Annotated in this window: 13 protein-coding genes; 5 read left to right on the top strand and 8 right to left on the bottom strand. The window is 58.4% G+C overall.

Annotated elements, in window-relative coordinates; translation table 11 throughout:
* Nucleotides 1–172: 172 nt before the first annotated feature.
* The 3 genes from AB1724_17670 (at nucleotide 173) to AB1724_17660 (ending at nucleotide 3,749) form a co-directional block, all read left to right on the top strand.
* Nucleotides 173–619 carry a hypothetical protein gene (locus tag AB1724_17670; protein MEW6079640.1) on the top strand — a complete coding sequence of 149 codons (447 nt, stop codon included), beginning with the start codon at nucleotides 173–175 and terminating at the stop codon, nucleotides 617–619.
* 91 nt (nucleotides 620–710) lie between these two features.
* Complete coding sequence (locus tag AB1724_17665; GenBank protein MEW6079639.1) at nucleotides 711–1,988, top strand: hypothetical protein; 1,278 nt, start codon at nucleotides 711–713, stop codon at nucleotides 1,986–1,988.
* 90 nt (nucleotides 1,989–2,078) lie between these two features.
* A complete protein-coding gene (locus AB1724_17660) occupies nucleotides 2,079–3,749 on the top strand; it encodes a methyl-accepting chemotaxis protein (GenBank protein MEW6079638.1) in 1,671 nt (556 codons plus the stop codon).
* Nucleotides 3,750–3,752: 3 nt separating this feature from the next.
* Here the strand turns inward: AB1724_17660 and AB1724_17655 are convergent, their stop codons facing one another.
* From AB1724_17655 to AB1724_17625, 7 genes are all read right to left on the bottom strand, one after another.
* On the bottom strand, nucleotides 3,753–5,471 hold the full coding sequence (locus AB1724_17655; protein ID MEW6079637.1) for a PTS sugar transporter subunit IIA: 1,719 nt from the start codon (nucleotides 5,469–5,471) through the stop codon (nucleotides 3,753–3,755).
* A 1-nt stretch (nucleotide 5,472) separates the two neighbouring features.
* The gene (gene kdpC, locus AB1724_17650; GenBank protein MEW6079636.1) at nucleotides 5,473–6,060 is read right to left on the bottom strand and encodes a potassium-transporting ATPase subunit KdpC; all 588 of its coding nucleotides are present in this window, start codon (nucleotides 6,058–6,060) and stop codon (nucleotides 5,473–5,475) included.
* 14 nt (nucleotides 6,061–6,074) lie between these two features.
* Nucleotides 6,075–8,153, bottom strand: a complete 2,079-nt coding sequence (kdpB, locus tag AB1724_17645) for a potassium-transporting ATPase subunit KdpB (protein ID MEW6079635.1) — start codon at nucleotides 8,151–8,153, stop codon at nucleotides 6,075–6,077.
* Between the two features lie 31 nt (nucleotides 8,154–8,184).
* Complete coding sequence (gene kdpA, locus AB1724_17640) at nucleotides 8,185–9,858, bottom strand: potassium-transporting ATPase subunit KdpA (GenBank protein MEW6079634.1); 1,674 nt, start codon at nucleotides 9,856–9,858, stop codon at nucleotides 8,185–8,187.
* Between the two features lie 186 nt (nucleotides 9,859–10,044).
* Entirely contained in the window at nucleotides 10,045–11,889 is a 1,845-nt protein-coding gene (locus tag AB1724_17635; GenBank protein MEW6079633.1) for an ATP-binding protein, read from the bottom strand.
* Nucleotides 11,890–12,099: 210 nt separating this feature from the next.
* Entirely contained in the window at nucleotides 12,100–13,461 is a 1,362-nt protein-coding gene (locus AB1724_17630; GenBank protein ID MEW6079632.1) for a sigma-54 dependent transcriptional regulator, read from the bottom strand.
* 170 nt (nucleotides 13,462–13,631) lie between these two features.
* Nucleotides 13,632–15,098 (bottom strand): DUF362 domain-containing protein, encoded by a 1,467-nt coding sequence (locus tag AB1724_17625; protein MEW6079631.1) that lies wholly within the window; start codon nucleotides 15,096–15,098, stop codon nucleotides 13,632–13,634.
* 204 nt (nucleotides 15,099–15,302) lie between these two features.
* Here AB1724_17625 and AB1724_17620 point away from each other — a divergent pair, with 204 nt between their 5' ends.
* Nucleotides 15,303–16,586 carry an MFS transporter gene (locus AB1724_17620; GenBank protein MEW6079630.1) on the top strand — a complete coding sequence of 428 codons (1,284 nt, stop codon included), beginning with the start codon at nucleotides 15,303–15,305 and terminating at the stop codon, nucleotides 16,584–16,586.
* Nucleotides 16,587–16,873: 287 nt separating this feature from the next.
* Entirely contained in the window at nucleotides 16,874–18,238 is a 1,365-nt protein-coding gene (locus AB1724_17615; GenBank protein MEW6079629.1) for a DUF362 domain-containing protein, read from the top strand.
* A gap of 93 nt (nucleotides 18,239–18,331) precedes the next feature.
* Here the strand turns inward: AB1724_17615 and AB1724_17610 are convergent, their stop codons facing one another.
* The gene (locus AB1724_17610) at nucleotides 18,332–18,580 is read right to left on the bottom strand and encodes a 2-hydroxyacyl-CoA dehydratase family protein (protein ID MEW6079628.1); all 249 of its coding nucleotides are present in this window, start codon (nucleotides 18,578–18,580) and stop codon (nucleotides 18,332–18,334) included.
* Nucleotides 18,581–18,651: the final 71 nt, after the last annotated feature.

Here is an 18,651-nt window from a genome sequence, read left to right as displayed (position 1 = left end):
CGAGGGGCACATCATGGACGGCACCTTCATGGCCCTGGAAGACGTGGCCAGGAACTGGAACCTCTATGCTGCCAAGGTCACCTACAGTTTTTAAACGCAATTTTGTTCGCGTACGCGATATATCGTCGGCTATGATCAGCAACAGTCAATCAACAAGGGAAGGATGGGATCAATGAAAAGACGAGTCTATTTATTAATGCTGTTACTGTTGGCAGCGATAACCGTGCTGGCTTCCCCGGTCAAACCGGTCTCGGCGCAATCGGAAACGATTTATGTTATCGCGAATTTAAATGTCCCGGACAGCGCCCTCTCCAAGAGCGAGCTGCAGAATGTTTATCTGGGAAAAAAAGACAAATGGAGCGACAACCAGAAAATCAACTTTACCGAACTGAACAGCGGCCCGTGTCATGAAGCCTTTCTCCAGCAACATGTCGGCCGGACCGATTTCCAGTTTCAGAACTACTGGAAAAAACAGATATTCACCGGCCAGGGACAGCCGCCCCGCGGCTTTGACGCCGAAGCTGACCTGATCGATTATGTCTCTAAAACCAGCGGCGCCATCGGCTATTCCTGCACCAAACCGGATTCCGCCAAGGTAAAGATACTGACCATTAATTAGGTCGTATCATTATTTTTGTTCGTGTCCGTTGAAAATGAATTTGCGGGAATATTTGAGAGATTGACAACTTTTTGAATATCAGGAGATAGCGATGAAACACTATAAAAGGCTTTTTGTCTTGGCCATGATCGCCCTTCTGGCGATTCCGGCCGGCGCCGCTGGAAATACGTTAAGCAGCGCACTGGACAGCATAAATGTCCATGGATTTGTCAGCCAGGGATTTCTCAACACTACCAAAGACACCGAGTTCCTGTTGAAAGATTCCAATAAAGGCTCTTTTCAATTCAACGAAATGGCGGTCAACTTTTCCGCCAGCCCGAGCAGCGACCTGACCCTGGGCATGCAGTTGTTCGCCTATGACCTGGGAGAGAACGGCAATGACGAGGTCAAGGTGGACTGGGCTTACGGCAATTACGCCCTGCATGATTATCTGAACGTTCAGGCGGGCATCATGAAAATGCCCCACGGCCTTTACAACGAGACCCGCGACATCGACATGGTCCGCACCAGCATCCTGATGCCGACCAGCGTTTATCCGGAATGGTTCAGGGATGCCATGGCCCGGATCAAAGGCGCCGGTCTTCACGGCAACCTGCCCGGCAACATCACCTACAAGACCCTGTATGGGTATATCGACGTCGCGGAAGAAAGCGGGATGACCGACGGCATCGAAACCCTGATCAACAACCTGGGCGTGGACACCGACGATACCGACACGGAAAACTCCTCCTACGCCACACAACTGGTGTGGGATTCCCCCTTCGGACTAAGGCTGGGAGCCACGCTCTCCCGCCTGGACAACCTGACGCTGGATATGAGCAGCGATATTCCCATTCCGGCCATGGCCACCGGCGGTCTTTCCGGCCTTACCACGCCGCTCAATGCGCTGATGGAGTTCGAGCCCATCGACATTTATGTCCTGTCCGCGGAATACATGTTTGACCGCCTGACCCTGGCGACCGAATACTGCGAATACGATATCGATTACACGATCTACCTGACCACCCTACTGGATCCGGCCATCAGCGGCGCCATGGGCATCCCGCCTACCTTAAGCGACAAGGCCACCATGCAGGGTTTTTACGGCAGCGCCGCCTACCGCCTGCTGGACCCGCTGGAGATCGGTTTCTACTATTCCGAACTTTACTGGGACAAGGATGATCACAACGGCCACGATTACGCCCGGGAAACCGGCAAACCTTCCTGGGGGGCCTGGCTCAAGGACAAGTGCCTGTCCGTGCGCTATGATTTCACGGCCAACTGGTGCGCCAAGGTGGAAGGCCACCTGATGGACGGTTCCTTTATGGCTTACACCAAAGCAAACCGGAACTGGTCGCTATACGCCGCCAAGGTCACCTATAATTTCTAAACGACAATTGCCCGGGACCCGGCAACGGGCCCCGGGCAATTTATCTAACGGGGTTTTGCCGCCCGGAAAGTTAATTTCAGGAAAAACACCATGTGGAAATCAACCAGCATTTCCAGAAAAATATGGGTCAGCCTGGGCATCCTGATGGCCGGCTATCTGGTATCCATCACCTTTGGTTTCGTCAACGGCATCCGCACGGAATCCCGGCTGGCATCGGTCTATGCCTATCTATCCCCAGCCTCGCACAAGAGCCAGACCGCCCTGACGACCTTTGAAAGCCAGCTTAAATTTTATCAGGACGCTTATTTGACCGGCGAGACCGGCCTGATCGAAAACGCCGGGGCCGAGGGCGGCAAAGCCCAGGCCGCCCTGCAGGAGATCGTCGATCTGGCCCGACAGCAAAAGACCGAGGCGCCGGAGGCCGCCGCCATTCTGGATGAAATGAAAAAATTCACCGAAGAGGCGAAAAAAGTCTACGCCGCCGCCATCAATCAAAGTGATGAAGCCGCCATGGACGGTCAGGTCACCATCTTTGCCCTGGCCAAGACGACCAAACAGATCAGCGACCGCCTGACGGCTTTAAAAGACGGTTACAACACGCGGCTGACGGAGGCGCTGTCGGCCACTATCAGTGCCAGCAAACAGCAGCGCTATGGCAATGTGCTGCTCTTTGCCGTCATCATCATCTTTTCCGGCATTATCATCCGCTTCATGGTCGGACGATTTATTGTTACGCCCCTGAAAAACGCGGTTTCCATGGTGCAGGATATCGCCGCCGGAAATCTGACCGTCGAAATCAAGGCCAGAGGTGAAGGCCGGGACGAAATCAGCATCCTCATTCAGTCCATGAACAAGATGGTCAGAAAACTCAAGGAAGTGGTCGGCCAGGTCCAGAGCGGTTCGGATAACGTCGCCTCCGGCAGCGAAGAGATGAGTTCCTCCTCCGAAGTGCTGTCCCAGGGAGCCACTTCCCAGGCCTCTCATCTGGAGGAAATCACCTCCAGCATGGAGGAGATGGGGTCCAACATCAACCAGAACGCGGACAATGCCTCGGAAGCGGAAAAAATCGCTTATCAGGTCGCCCGTGACGCCGAAGAAGGCGGCAGCCAGGTCCAGGACACCTTGAAAGCCATGCGGGATATCGCCGGCAAGATCTCCATCATCGAGGAAATCGCCCGCCAGACCAACCTGCTGGCCCTGAACGCGGCCATCGAGGCGGCCCGGGCCGGTGACGCCGGCAGGGGGTTCGCGGTGGTGGCGGCCGAGGTCCGGAAACTGGCCGAGCGCAGCGGCGCGGCGGCCAAGGAAATCGGCGAACGTTCCGCGGGCAGCGTTGATATCGCCGAGAAGGCCGGAAAAATGCTGGAAAAACTGGTCCCGGAAATCCGCAAAACCGCGGAACTGGTTCAGGAGATCAGCGCCGCCTCCAAGGAGCAGACCGCCGGCGCGGCCCAAATCAACACGGCTATCTCCCAGTTGGACCAGATCGTCCAGCAGAACGCCTCTTCCGCCGAGGAAATCGCCTCCACGGCCGAGAACCTGGCCAGTCAGGCCCTGCAGCTCCAGGACAGCATGAGCTTTTTCACCCTGGGCGACAAGCTGGAAACGGAACTCCGCGGGCAGGAAACGGTCTCCCCGCTGACGGCCGTTAATGCCCCGCCGAAAGCGCGCAAAGCCCTTAAACCGCCGGCCACCGCTCCCCGCCCGGCCCTGGGCCTGATTACGGAAGACCCGGCCGACCAGGATTTTGAACGGTTCTGAAGATCAAGTGTCCCGGCCGCCTGCCGTGGCTGGGATTCCGGCCGGCGCTGAACGGGAATGAACCGCTTCCCAGGCCAATACCGCCTTCGTGATTTCTTCCGGTTTTCCGGCGGCGAGAATGTCCCGGCGCCATTGATCGTCCCGGGCCATGCGGCTGATCATTCCCAGCATCCGCAAATGATTTTCCGGCGGGTCAACAGGAGATATCAGCAGCGCCAGGACGCGAAACGTCCTCCCGGACTCAGGATCCAGGATACCCGCCCTGCCGACGCCGATGGTCACCACGGATCGCGATAACCCCGATAGCCTTGCGTGAGGGATGGCCACCTCTTCACCCACAAATGTTCCGCCCTGTTTTTCACGTTCCAGAACGGATGCCCACGCGGAGGCTTTCGCCTCTTTGCCGAGACCATGGCAGGAATCCAGCAGACGCCGGATCGCCTCCTCCTTTTCAATGAGATCTTCCCAGACCTGGACGGGCATATCCGAAAAAACCGCCTCTCTTTCAAAGGCAAACGCCTTGAGTCTTTGAGAAACGGCATCTGCTTCATCCTCCGAAGACGCCGTCTCAGGCTCCGGTCGCTTGTCCGGTATGGCCCTGGTGTCCAGAACGACAACGGTCACCCCCGCCCCTTCGGTAATCAGCCGCTCGACAAGGCTGACGTCACCCGTCAGCCGCTTCCAGAACGGGACCTTTCTTCCCGGCGTACCGATGACGATATGCCCCACGCGATATTCTCCGGCAAACTGCAGGATGGTCTTGACGATATCGTCGCCTTTATATGTGAAAACCGTCGCGCCCAGCTGCTGGGCCAGCGTCAGCGTGTTGGAAAGCACCCGCTGGGTCGCCGCGTCGATAACGGTCGGATGCTCCCGGGATGTCTGCACGTACACGGCATACCAGTTGCGATTCAACCGCCCGGCCAGCCGGGAGGCATAACGCAATAACGCCTCGCTGTTAGGCCCCCGGGAACTCAGGCAAACCATGACCTGATCCGGACTGGAGGGAATCTCCTCGCTCCGGGAATCCCGTCTTCGCGAATCGATCTGAGCCGCCAGTTCGCGCAGGGTCAGCTCGCGAAGCTGCTCCAGGTTGGCCGGCCTGAAAAAATGATCCAGCGCGGTCTCGATCCGTTCGGGGGTGTATACCCTTCCCTCCTGCAGGCGCCGCCGCAAGTCCTCAATGGTGATATCGACATTGACGATCTGATCGGCTTCGGCGACGACACGGTCGGGGATCCTCTCCCGGACCCGGACCGCCGTGACCCGTTCGACGGTCTCGTACAGGCTTTCCAGATGCTGAATGTTCAGGGTTGAAATGACATGAATTCCGGCCACGAGCAATTCTTCCACATCCTGATAGCGTTTGGCGTTTCTGCTCCCCGGCACGTTGGTGTGCGCCAGTTCATCCACCAGCACCACGCCCGGATGACGGGACAGAATCGCGTCGATATCCATTTCTTCGATCTCGATTCCGCGGTAGGTCACCTGCCGGCGCGGAATGACCGGAAGGCCCGCAAGCAACGCCTCGGTTTCCACCCTGCCATGCGTTTCCACCAGGCCGACGGCCAGATCGATCCCATCTTCCAGAAGACGATGCCCTTCCAGAAGCATCTGATAAGTTTTGCCCACCCCGGCCGCATAACCCAGATAGATCTTCAACCGGCCCCGCCGGGAGCGGCGGATCAGACGCAAAAAATTGTCGGCGCGATTTTCATCCATTTTATTTATCCATCCCGTCCAGAGCCATATTCACCAGCAGCACGTTCACCAGCGGTTGCGGGAAGAGCATGCCCCCCGGACGGCGGGCCTGTTTTCCCAGCAGAGCCGTAACCGTCTCGACGGACAGACCGCGCGCCGAAGCCACCCTTTCCGCCTGGTACATGGCGGCCGCCAGGGTAATATGCGGATCAAGGCCGCTCCCGGACGCGGCGACCAGATCGGCGGGCACGGGCCGGCCGGGTACAACGCCGAGGCGGTCCAGCCTGGCCATGGCCCTGTCGCGAATCGCCGGATTCGTCGGAGACCAGTTGCTACCGCCGGCGGCGGCGGCATTGTAATCTACCGCCGATGGCCTGGGCCAGAAGTAGCCGGGCCGGGAAAATTCCTGGGCAATCAGCTCGCTGCCGACGATTTCTCCTTTATCATTATATACCAATGACCCGTTCGCCGCATGTGGCCTCAATGTTTGTCCAAGGCCGAGTATCACCAGGGGATAAAAGAAGCAGCACATGGCCATGGTGACAAATACGATCCGGACGGATGTCACTGCCTGGCTGAAAAAGTCCGTCTTTTCAATCGTGTTATCCATGATACCCCCCCGCCCTAAATTAATCCTGTCAGGCGCAAGCCCAAATCAATCAGCTTGATCCCGGCGAATGGAGCGATGATCCCCCCCAGACCATAGATCAGGAGGTTCCGCCTCAGGATCGTGTCCGCCCCCAGAGGTCGGTATCTGACCCCTTTGATGGCGATGGGAATCAGGATCGGAATGATGACGGCATTGAAAATCAGGGCGGAAAGAATCGCGCTGCCGGGGGTGGATAAACCCATAATGTTCAACGCCGCGAGCTGCGGAATGGCCAGCATGAACATGGCCGGTATGATGGCGAAGTATTTGGCCACGTCATTGGCGATGGAGAAGGTGGTCAGCGCGCCCCGGGTCATGAGCAATTGTTTTCCGATTTCGATGACCTCGATCAGTTTGGTCGGATCGCTGTCCAGGTCCACCATATTGCCGGCCTCCTTGGCCGCCTGGGTGCCGGAGTTCATGGCAATACCGATGTCCGCCTGGGCCAGGGCCGGAGCGTCGTTGGTGCCGTCTCCCATCATGGCGATCAGTCTTCCCTCTCGCTGTTCCCGGCGGATATAAGCCAGCTTATCTTCCGGCCTGGCTTCGGCGATGTAATCATCAACACCGGCCTGCCCGGCGATGGCGGCGGCGGTCAGGGGATTGTCGCCGGTCACCATGACGACGCGCAACCCCATGGCGCGCAGACGTTCAAATCGATCCCGGATCCCCGGTTTGAGCACGTCCGACAACGCCACCACCCCCAGGAGATTCGTCCCTTCGGCGACAACAATCGGCGTACTACCCTGTCGGGCGACATGATCCACAATCCCTTTCGTCGTCCCGGGAATTAAGGCTCCCTGTTCCCGGAGCCAGGCGCAAACGGCGTCGGAAGCCCCCTTGCGGAAGCCGCGGCCGTCCGGGAGGTCGAGGCCGCTCAATCGTGTCTGCGCGGTAAACGGGATCACCCTGGCCTGGGGGAATTTTCCCGGCGCGCCGGCACCGAGGGTCTCCTCCCCCAGACGAATAATGGATTTCCCCTCGGGCGTCTGATCTCCAAAAGAGGCGCACATGGCGGCTTCGGCCAACCGTTCTGTGGTGACTCCCGGCAGAGGATGATATGCGGTCGCCTGGCGATTGCCCATGGTGATGGTGCCGGTCTTGTCCAGAAGAAGGGTGTCGATGTCGCCGGCCAGTTCCACCGCCTTGCCGCTCTTGGCCAGCACGTTGGCCGAAAGAGCGCGGTCCATGCCCGCCAGACCGATGGCCGCGAGCAGCGCGCCGATGGTGGTAGGAATAAGACAGACCAGCAAGGCGATCATTGTCGGGACCGGCAGGTCCACGCCGAAATAGCGGCCAATGGGCCAGAGGGTTCCGGTCACCATGAGAAAGGCCAGGGTCAGCCCCGCCAGTGTCACGGTCAACGCCAGTTCATTGGGCGTTTTCTGCCTGACCGCGCCCTCGACCAGGGCGATCATGCGGTCGAGAAATGACTCGCCCGCCCCCGCGGTGATCCGAATTCTGAGCCAGTCGGAGAGAACGCGCGTTCCGCCGGTAACTCCCGACCGGTCTCCCCCCGCCTCCCGCACAACCGGCGCGGACTCTCCGGTAATCGCCGATTCATCCACGGTGGCGGCACCCTCGATCACCTCCCCATCGCCGGGTATAATCTCCCCGGCGGCCACCAGCACGACATCGCCCTGGCGGAGTTCATCGGAGCCGATCTGTTCCATGGCGCCGTTGTTCACCCGGCAGGCGGGAGACTTGCGTCGGGTTCGCCTTAACGTATCCGCCTGGGCCTTGCCCCGGGCTTCGGCCAGGGCTTCCGCGAAGTTGGCAAAAAGCACGGTCAGCCACAGGATTACCGTGACCGCGAACGTATACATCAACGCCGTACGGTCATCAATCAGGTTGGAAACGAGAACGGATGTGGTCAGAACCGCCCCGATCTCGGTAACGAACATGACCGGATTCCGCGCCATGCCCCAGGGTTTCAGCATAACCACGGCCTGTCTCGCGGCGGTTCGCAGCAGCGCCCTTTCGAACAGAGAAGCCCCGCGGGCCTTACGCCGGTCCAGCTTTAACCGTATGTTTTCATTGATATGGTCGCTCATGAATCGTTCCTCATATTCCCCCGGCCGCGGCTCACACACCGGCCGCCAGATGTTCGGCGATCGGGCCGAGGACGGCAACCGGTAAAAACAGCAACGCCCCGATAAAGATGACGCTGCCCAGGATCACCAGGCCGAACAGGAGGGTGTCCGTCCGCAGGGTCCCCGTGGTTTCCGGCACCGGTTTTTTCCCGGCCAGGGAACCCGCGATGGCCAGGGGGAGAATCATCGGAATGAACCGGGCCAGCAGTATGACAAGGCCGGTGGCGATATTCCAGGGGACGGTGTTATCGACCAGTCCCTCGAAACCCGATCCGTTGTTGGCCGCCGCCGAAGAGAACTCATACAGAATTTCCGTGAACCCGCGGGCGCCGGGGTTGTGCACTGTTGACGCGCCCCAGGACGTCACGGCAAACGCGGCCGTTCCCCCCAGGATGAGCAGGGGATGAATCAGCAGCGCCAGCAGGGCGAGCTTCATCTCGCGGGTCTCGACCTTGCGGCTGAAATACTCCGGAGTCCGGCCGATCATCAGGCCGCCGATGAACACCCCGATCATAATATAGAGGAACATGTTGATCAGTCCCACCCCCACCCCGCCGAACACCACGTTCAACCACATACCGGCCAGCGGGATAAGTCCCGTCAGCGGATTGAAACTGTCGTGCATGCTGTTGACCGAACCGTTGCTGGTGGCTGTCGTGAGCGCACCCCACAGCGGACCGGCGGCAGGACCGAAGCGAAGCTCCTTGCCCTCCAGGTTGCCGACCGCCTGAACCGGCAACCCGGCCAGGGCCGCCGTCGGTGTCTTCTCAAAAAAAACGGCCAGTCCGGTCATTCCGGCCAGCAGGACGGCCATGACCGCGAATATAATAGCAGCGTGACGCATCCGCCCCGAAATCCGGCCGAACATCCAGACCGAAGCCATGGGCAGCAGGAGAATACTCAGGCATTCGATCAGGTTGGTAAAAAAGGACGGGTTCTCAAACGGATGCGCCGAGTTGGGACCGAAAAAACCGCCGCCGTTCGTACCCAGTTGTTTAATCGCCACGAAAGCCGCGACCGGCCCCCTGCCAATGGTCTGCATCGTGCCTTCCAGGGTTCCGGCCGTGACCATGCCCTGGAATGTCATGGGAACACCGCCGCTGATCAGCAGCAGCGCCGTCACCACGGCCAAGGGCAACAACACCAGAAAAGTCGCCCGTAACAGATCGCGATAGAAATTTCCCAAAAGGACATTTCCCGCGAGTCCCCTGGAAAGAGCGGTCAGTGCGGCTATGCCGGTGGCCGCGGAAACAAATTGCAGCCACATCAGACCGAAGATCTGGGACAGGTAGCTCAGCGACACCTCGCCGGAATAGTGCTGCTGGTTGGTATTCGCCGTGAATGAGGCCGCGGTATGGAAGATCAGGTCGGGCGAAAGCGCGCCCTTGCCGTCCGGATTGAGAGGGAGCACCTGCTGCAAGGACAAGATCGCGGCCCCGGTGATGAACATGACGGCATTAAAAAGAAGCAGGGACAGCGCGTACGCTTTCCAGGACTGTTCCCTGGCAATGGCCTGGCCCGCGACCTTCCGGAAGAGCCTGTCGACGTCACCCCGATAACCGCCGGCCTTTTCGCCGGGGTTCATCGCCCGGGTCATGGCGAGGCCCAGCGGCCACGACAGCAAGGCGGCTGTTCCGAGAAAGAGTATTATAAAAACAATCGACATGTCATCGCCCCGCTAAAATCGTTCCGGATTGATAATGACCCAGACCAGATAGACCATGCATAACGCCAGTACAATTGCCGACAGAAAAAGCATGACGGGTTCCTCTTATCCTTTCGCCAACGGCCGTTACCCCGGATATTCCTCAGGCGGATTGGGCTCAACGGCAAGGCTTCGCCTCCATTACTTTCATCCGCGCGTTCCCGGGGGATCCGTTTTCAGGGGAAGCGTGAAACGAAAAACCGATCCTCCCCCGACTACGCTGTCCGCGCTCACTTCTCCGCCATGGGCGGTGACAAGCTCTTTCACGATGGCCAGACCCAACCCCACGCCTGATTTGTCATCCTGCCCGGACGCCCGGTAAAACTGTTCGAACAGATGGTTCAAATCTTCCGCGGGAATCCCTTTACCGGTGTCTTCCACGAAAAAAACCAGACGTCCTTCTTCCCGGAAAGCCCGGATGGTCACCTTGCCGCCGGGGTCGGTAAACCGCAACGCGTTGGCCAGAAGATTCGCGAACACCTGGCGAATCTTTCCGATATCCGCCATGACTTCCGGCAAGTCATTGGAAACGTCATTGTTCATGGTAATACCCTTATCTCTGGCGTCCGCGACAAAAGGTTCCATGGCATCCCCGGCCAGCGCCCGCGGCGTGACGGGTTCCGGTTTCAACCCTGATCTCCCGGATTCGATGCGGTTGATGTCGAGCAGATCATTGAGAATGACCACCAGCCGTTCACTGTCGTCTCTTGCGGCCAGCAGCAGTTCGGTCTGCTTTTCATTGAGAAGACCGATCCGCTCCTCCAGCAGCAGGTGGATGGACAGACGGAGAGAGGTCAGCGGCGTTTTGAGTTGATGAGAAACGGTGGATACGACCCCGCGTTTCATTTCCTGCTGCTCATGGACCTGGGTGACGTCTTTGAGAATCAGGGCCACACCGGTAGGTTCCCGGTGCTCCGTACCGACCGGGATCGGCACCGCCATGGGCTGAAAAAAATATTCGCGATTGCCGACAAATTGCTGAACATAACCATTTTTAGGATCGCGCTCAACGATCCGGTTCTCGTCCAGCGCTTTCCGGGTCAGAGGTGAAAGCCACTCATATCCGAGATCGCCGGCCATGACTCCGGTTTTGAGACCGAAATGCCGGTCCGCCGTTTCCGTGGCAACCTCCACTTTCCCATCGAGATCGAGCACGGCGATGGCGGTCGGAAGCGCCTTGAAAACTTCTTCCGTCGCCTGTTTCGTCCGCACCAGATTGACCCGTTCCTTTTTGCGGACGTGGCGCAACGCGGCCGTCATCTCATTGAAAGATTCCGAAAGCCGGCCGATCTCATCCTTTGACCCCGCTTCCAGAACAAGGTCAAAATTCCCCTCGCGGATTTCGTTCACCGATTCAGTCAGCCGGTTGATCGGCCTCAGGATCCAGCGCTGGGCAAGATAGCTGAACAGGAGCGCCAGAAAAGCGGCGACCATGATCGCGTTCAGCATGCGCCGACGGGCGATTTCCGATAAACGCCGGGCGGCATTGTCGGCCTCGTTCATGCTGGCCTGATTCATCAGCAGGATGTCCTGGGCAACCTGTTTGATCTCCCGGAACAGCGGCTGCAATTTTAAGAAATAATCGGTCTGCCTCTCCACGAAAGGCCTTGAAGTTTGGGTTACCAGAGGGATAACCTCGACGTACCGGTCAAACAGACCTTTGATCATCTCGGCCTTTTCGTGTTCGCCGGGAAGGGTAACATTGCCCAGTTCAACATCCAGGGCGGATCGGAAACGGGAGGCATATTCCTTGATCAGGCGATTCCCCTCCTGCTCGTTTCCGGCCAGGGTAAACAGGGTGCCGCTGTCCATCCGCTCCAGGGATTCCTTCATTTCCTGGCAGGCCGCCACGCTGCGATAGTTTTCCCGTAGAATCATGTCAATGGCTTGCCCGAGCTCCTCGATCTGGACCATCGTCAGAGCGCCGACAATGACAATGACAGCGAGCAGCCCTCCGAATCCCAATGTCAGCTTTTGTCTGATCCCAATCATAATGATATCCTCCGACACTCTTGTGAGCACAAGTCGTGCCATTCGATAAAGCTATGCAAATGCGATAAGTTACGCTTTAGAGTCGAAAAAATTTCCTTGTAATGGGCAAGGATGACCCCGAACCGGCCTTGTGTTTTACAAGGCGGCAGGAAGAAGAAAGGCTGACGACACGGCCAACACAGAGAGGATTTTGATTAGGAATTGGTATCATCAGATGTTGTATTGCTTGCGTTTATGCCACAGGGTGGCTTGGTCAATCCCCAGGATATTAGCCGCTTCCTGGAGGGTTCTGGTGGCGGCGACAACCCGGCGGATATGATTTTCCTCGATTGTTTTCAGGGAAACGGGATCGCCCAGCTGAGGCAGGGAAGTACGCGGACAGATGGAAGCGGGAAGCTGTTCCCTCTGGACAATGTCCCCCGTGCATAGAATCGCCGCCCGTTCGACCGCGTTGCGCAGTTCCCGGATATTGCCCGGCCAGGCATACCGGCGCAAGGCCATGTTGGCCTCATCGCTGAACCCCTTCAATACCTTGTGATTCTGCGCGCCGAAAAATATAAGCATATTGTTGGCCAGCATCTCCACGTCATCCGGGCGATCCGCCAGAGGCGGCAGGTCGATGGGAATGACGTTCAGACGATAAAACAGGTCTTCACGGAAGCGGCCTTCGCGGACCGCCTTCTCCAGATCGGTGTTGGTGGCGGCAATGATACGGACGTCCGCCTTTCGCGTCCGGTGATCGCCCACGCGTTCATATTCACGATCCTGAAGGAATCGGAGGAGTTTGGACTGAAGCGGCAGGGGCAGATCGCCGATCTCATCCAGGAACAGGGTTCCGCCCTCGCAGGCGGCGGCCCGGCCGGGGTTGTCCCGGACGGCTCCGGTAAAAGCGCCTTTGACGTGACCGAAGAGCTCGCTCTCGAGCAGATCCGGACTCAGCGTCGGGCAGGATACCGTAGCGAAGGGTTTTTCGGCTCTCCGGCTCCAGCCGTGGATGGCACGGGCCAGAACGGACTTTCCCGTGCCGCTGGGGCCTCTCAACAGGATGACCGCTTCGGTTGCGGCCACTTGCCGGGCAAGCTCCATGGCACGCTGCATGACGGGATGCCGGGAGACGAAGGTGGCCTCCGGATGCAGTCGCGCCAGTTCCTCCTTCAGGGTCGCGATGCGCTGCCCCATGCCGCGGACGACCGCCAGCCGGTCGGTGACGAGCTGGACCTGTTCGGGAGTAAACGGTTTGGCGATGTAATCCGCCGCGCCCCTCCTCATGGCCTCCACGGCGGTATCGATGGAGGCATACGCCGTGATGATAACGATGCTGATCCAGGGGCAGGCGCCCAGCAGGGGCGGAATCAGGTCAAGCCCGTTCTCCGTGCCCAGCCGCAAATCCACAAAAGCCAGGTCAAAGACCCGGCGTTCGGCTTCGGCCCGGGCGTCCGCGCCATTGCTCACGGCAGTTACGGCATGACCGCGGGACTCCAGACAGACCGCCAGCGTCTTGCGGATATTGGCCTCGTCGTCCACGATGAGGATATTCAGAGGATGAGTGCCGTCCTGGTTGTCTACTGTCATCAAATTCCCCGCCTCACCGGATCAATACACGAACCATTTGGTTTCATCCGATTGTTTTTCTTGGGATATAAAAGGAGGCAAACGGAAACAACCTGCTGGTTTTTTTGGATATGTTGTATAGCAGGACCGCCGTCACTGTCAATATCTTTTCCGGCCGCCACCCCTCAGGTTCAGCGGAACTTGACGATATTGGCCGCCGGGTTGGTCATGCGGGCGGTGCTGTTATTCTGCCGGGCCTGATGAATCAGGTAAAGGCCCTTGATGGGATTGATCGGTGGCGCCAGTTTCAGGGGGCTGACCCGCATCAGGTGGCAGAGGGACTCGACGATGGCGGTCAGGTCGTTGCACTCACGGCTGAAATAAACTCGGCTTCGGCCAAGCCGTTCGACCAGCCTGTCGCCGATCTCGTTGACGGCGCAGGGACCGACCACGAATACCGGGCCCGCGATACCGTCGATGACGTTCTGGTCAAATCCTTTGCCCATGGCCAGGGTCCATCCGCCCCGGCTGCGGTGATCGAATGCCAGCATCTGCAGGGTGTTGAGGGAGTTATTGACGCATCCCTCCCGGCAGGCCATCTCCTTTCCTTTGATGATGGTGATGTTTTCGGGAAATTCCTGGATCAGGTCAAAGGGATAAGAGCCGCCATAGCGGTCCCACTCGCCCAGGATATCCAAATCATCGAAGGACGTATAATCGCCGGTGATGATGATATCGGCTTCGCTCCGGACGGCGCCGCCCAGGCCTTTTTCAACGGCGATCTTCAGGTGGGGCACATCCGCGATTTTTTGGCCGAAGACGCCCGCGCCGACGATATCCACCGCCACCACGTTGCGGCCGCCGATCATGACCCGGAAAGGCCTGACGCAGCGGTCGGCCAGGGCCAGGGCCGGGTAATGGCCGTGGATGGTGCCTTCCACCCCCTCGATCAGGGTGACGTCGGGCCGCACCAGGGAAAGAACGTCCGCCAGCTTGTGGTGGAGATTGTAATTGTGGTCGGGACTGCGGTCGCGGTGGACCGGAAAGCCCCACTGGTTTTTAATGCCCAGGGTGACCACCGACATGGAGTGGGTCTTGAGCTTGGGCAGGCTCACATAGAGGTTGGCGTCTCTTTCCAGGATCAATTTTTCATGGACCGTCCGCGGCAGGCCGAACGTCGTCCGCTCATAGCCGCGGGGTTCCTTATCGGCCGGCGGTTTGCCGGTAAAGTCGTAGGGTACCGATTTTTCCTCGTCCAGATAAACGGGAACGGCGCCGGTCCGCTTGCACAGGGCGTTGTAGCCGGTCATCTCGAAGACCAGCCGGGTATAAGTGGCCTGGGTACTGTTTTCCAGGACAAAGACGCGGCGGGCGCCGGCCGCCTGCCAGTAGCGCACGGCCGCTTCCGTCACCTCGGGCCGGGTATGGACATAGGCGTTGGTGCCGACCACATTGGGCTTGATATAAACGTCGCCGCTGGACTTGATCAGCGACGGACCGCCGAGGGCGTCGAACATTTCCACCACGACTTTCTGGACGGCCTGGTTCATCTCTTTGCCCAGGGGTCGGAACTCCCGGAAAGTGGACGTCTGATGGGCGGCGTCCAGGCGCCGGATGATAACGGTCCGCTCCCTGTCAAGCGAATTGATTGTTGCCATTTGCCCTGCCTCCCTGATATTCCTGAATAATTCCAAACCCCGGTGTCCAGGCCGCGTAAAATCCCGACAAGTGAATTGTACTCCGGAATATTATTCTCTGGCAAATATCTTTAGGGCACCTCTAAAAATTGCCTTTTTAGAGATACCCTTTACAAGTGATTTATGGTAAGCAAAAACCATTAACCGATCAAGAGAGTCGCTGCCATGAACCAACCGCTTGCCGCCATGCGCCGCTACCGCTGGTGGATCTTCCTGACCCTGGGCCTGGCTTATTTTTTCGTCTATTTTCATCGCCTGTCTTTGTCGGTAGTGGCCGACGATCTGGTCCGTGATTTTCACACCACCGCCGGCGTCATGGGCCTGATGGGTTCCATCTATTTTTACTGCTATGGCGTGATGCAGCTGCCCGCCGGACTGCTGGCCGACTCCATCGGACCCCGCAAAACCGTCACCATGTTCCTGCTGATCGCCGCCGCCGGCAGCGTCCTGTTCGGGATGGCGCCGACCATCGGAACGGCTTTTGCCGGTCGGGTCATGGTCGGATTCGGCGTCTCCATGGTGTTCATCCCCACCATGAAAATCCTGTCCCAGTGGTACCGCCGCAACGAGTTCGCTTCCATGGCCGGTCTCTATAACGGTATCGGCGGACTGGGCGTGCTGGCGGGCACCTGGCTGCTGGGGGTTATGGCCACGAAAATCGGCTGGCGCCTGTCGTTTGAGGCCATCGGGATCTGCACCCTGGTTATCGTCCTGGTGGCCTGGCTGATCGTGCGCGACCGGCCGGCGGACATGGGCTGGCCCGCCATCGAGGAAACCGAACGGCTCGACGCCTCGCCGCAGCCGGCGCGGCCCATCCCCCTGCTGGCCGGCATGCGCCTGGTGCTGTCGGAGAAACGCTTCTGGCCGGTGGCCATATGGTTCTTTTTCGACTGCGGCTTGTTTTTCGGTTTCGGCGGCCTCTGGGGGGGGCCCTACCTGATGCATGTCTACGGCATGACCCGGGCCGAAGCCGGCGCCATTTTAAGCATGATCGCCTGGGGCATGATCATCGGCAGCCCGCTGATGGGATATGTTTCCGACCGGCTGCTGCGGAGCCGTAAAAAGCCGTTTATCATCTGCGGCCTCTGCCTCTCGGCCGAGATGCTCCTGCTTTATCTGCATCCCGCCGGCCTGCCCCGGCCGGTGCTGTATCTGGCCTTCTTCACCTTTTCGATTTTCTCCTCGTCCATCGTCATCATGGGCTTTACCACCACCAAGGAGCTTTTCCCGGTCTCCATCGCCGGCACCTCGGTGGGCGCGGTCAACCTTTTCCCGTTCCTGGGCGGCGCGGTTTACATGCCCCTGATGGGACGGATCCTGGACCGTTTCCCGTCACCGGATGGCGGATACGCGGTCGAAGGCTATAGCCTGCTGCTGCTGGTCCTGTTTGTCTCGGCGCTGGCGGCTCTGGGCTGCACCCTGCTGATGAAGGAGACTTTCTCGGAGTAAACAGTGACGGACGCGCCACCGGCTCCGGGATTCCGGGTACAATTTTGATTTCGGGTTCAGCCGTCCGGGTTTGTTCCAGGGCCAGGAGCATTCTAAAGGTTTCTCCCTGTCTTTTTGCCTTTCTCGAAATCCCCGCCGAATCGCATCTGAAATATATCAGTATATGGTGGCCACAAAAACGTTGATACGCAAGGCCCGCCTTGCTATAAGTATCTACCGAAAAAAACTTCTTATCCTTCTTTGTAGGACAGGAAAACGGGAAGAGCGGCCTCGAAGGATCCGAATCCATGACCGGCACCAGCAGAAAGATCCGATACATCCACGCGGTTGATTCCCCGGTGGCAGTGGTGGAAGCCGGAGACAAGTTTTCGGCCCTGGACGAAGCCCTGGAAAAATCCGAATTCTTCCCTTTCCTGCAGAGAAAACGTCAGGCCGCGGGCAAAGAGAAGGCGGAACTCCGCATCGCCGTCAAGCCCAATCTGATGATGTTCGTTTCCCGAAAGGAGATGGACGTTATCACCGACCCCGAACTGGTGGAGCACCTTCTTGCCAGGCTGCGGGGAGAAGGTTATACCCGTGTCGCGCTGGTGGAATCCCAGAATGTTTATTCCAACTGGTATGAAAACCGGCTTGTCAGCCAGGTAGCGCGGGCGGCGGGCTATACCAGCACATTCACGGACCTGACCCTGGCCGCTCCGATCGTGTATGACAGCCCTTTCATGGGGCCGCACAAGCTCAGTTCCGCGCTCCGCGAAATCGACGTACTGGTGAGTTTCGCCAAGAGCAAGACCCATATTGCCTCCCTGGTGACCCTGGGGATCAAGAACTGTTTCGGGCTTACCTGGGAACAGGACAAGTACGCCAAATATCACGGCCGGTGGAACGCGTCCATCAACCACGCCCTGATGCCGACCATCACCAACCCGGACCTTCCCTACGTGAGCAACAGCGCTATTTTCACCATTGTGGACGCCTGGACCAGCCTGGATGGCCTGATGGGATTTAAAAGCGCCCGATGGGAAATCCCCAATCCCTGCCGGTTTATGGGATACGGCTCCTTCTGCGGGACCCCGCTCCCCCTGCCCGGGGTTCTCCGGGTGAACCTGGGCGCACGCCGGGAAACCGGGACCATTATCGCCGGGGAAGATCTCATGCGGGTTGAGCGCGTCGGCATGATCAAAATGGGCGTGTCCGAAAGCATGCGCCGGGTCAATTTCCCCTACTGGCTCATGGCCAGGACATTCGGGGAACCGGATATCAGGAAAATCCCTCTAAGGGGAGGGATAAAGAATCAGGGCCGGGAACTGGCCCCTTATGATCAACCCGAACGGCGTTTTTTTTCCATCGGGTATTCCGGAAAGATCGGCACCCCCCTTTTGGATGCGCTGATTCCCTGGTTCGCGAAGTTTGGGGAGAAATTTTACTTTTTGCTGAACATCGTCAGCTCTTTTTCTCCGGTGGATCTGAAGGAATTCCCCAAAAAGAGCTATTTTCAAATCATAGGGACGGAACATTTCGTGACGGCGCTTCCCGGCCGGAATATGGGCCTCCTGTTTCTGAAATCCATAAAAAATCTGGCCATCAACTTTTCCCTGATGTTCCGTCGCTCCGCCTGGCGGAGCCTGTATTATATCTTCAGAAAAAAATGGTGACACAAGGCCGGCCTTTTACAAAGGAACGAATTACTTCCGGCTTACGCCATCATTCCCGTCCTGATCCGGCCGGGTGTGCGGCAGCGGGCAGCGTCAGGGGGCCAGCCGCTCCGCCTTCATGACGGTTTCCATGAAATGGTTCACCTGCTCCTTGATCCCGTCGTGGGTGACGATGCGCGGATCCATCAGGTCGTAGTTGATGATCAGCAGCGGAATGTTGGCCTGCCGGCACAGCTCCCGGAGCATGCCGTTTAAGGCCTGGGTGTTTTTGCAGCCGATGTGGCCGGCCACCCAGATCATGTCGATGGAAAACACCCGGCAGATGTGGAAGATGTCGTCCATGAAATTGCTGCACGGGCCGCGATCTTCAAAAAAAACTTTTGTTAGCTTTTATTATAACCGGATTAGCGATT

Source organism: Thermodesulfobacteriota bacterium, assembly GCA_040753795.1.
In the GTDB taxonomy this organism is placed as follows: Bacteria; Desulfobacterota; Desulfobacteria; order Desulfobacterales; family Desulfosudaceae; genus JBFMDX01.
This window is presented reverse-complemented; position numbering and strand designations above follow the sequence as displayed.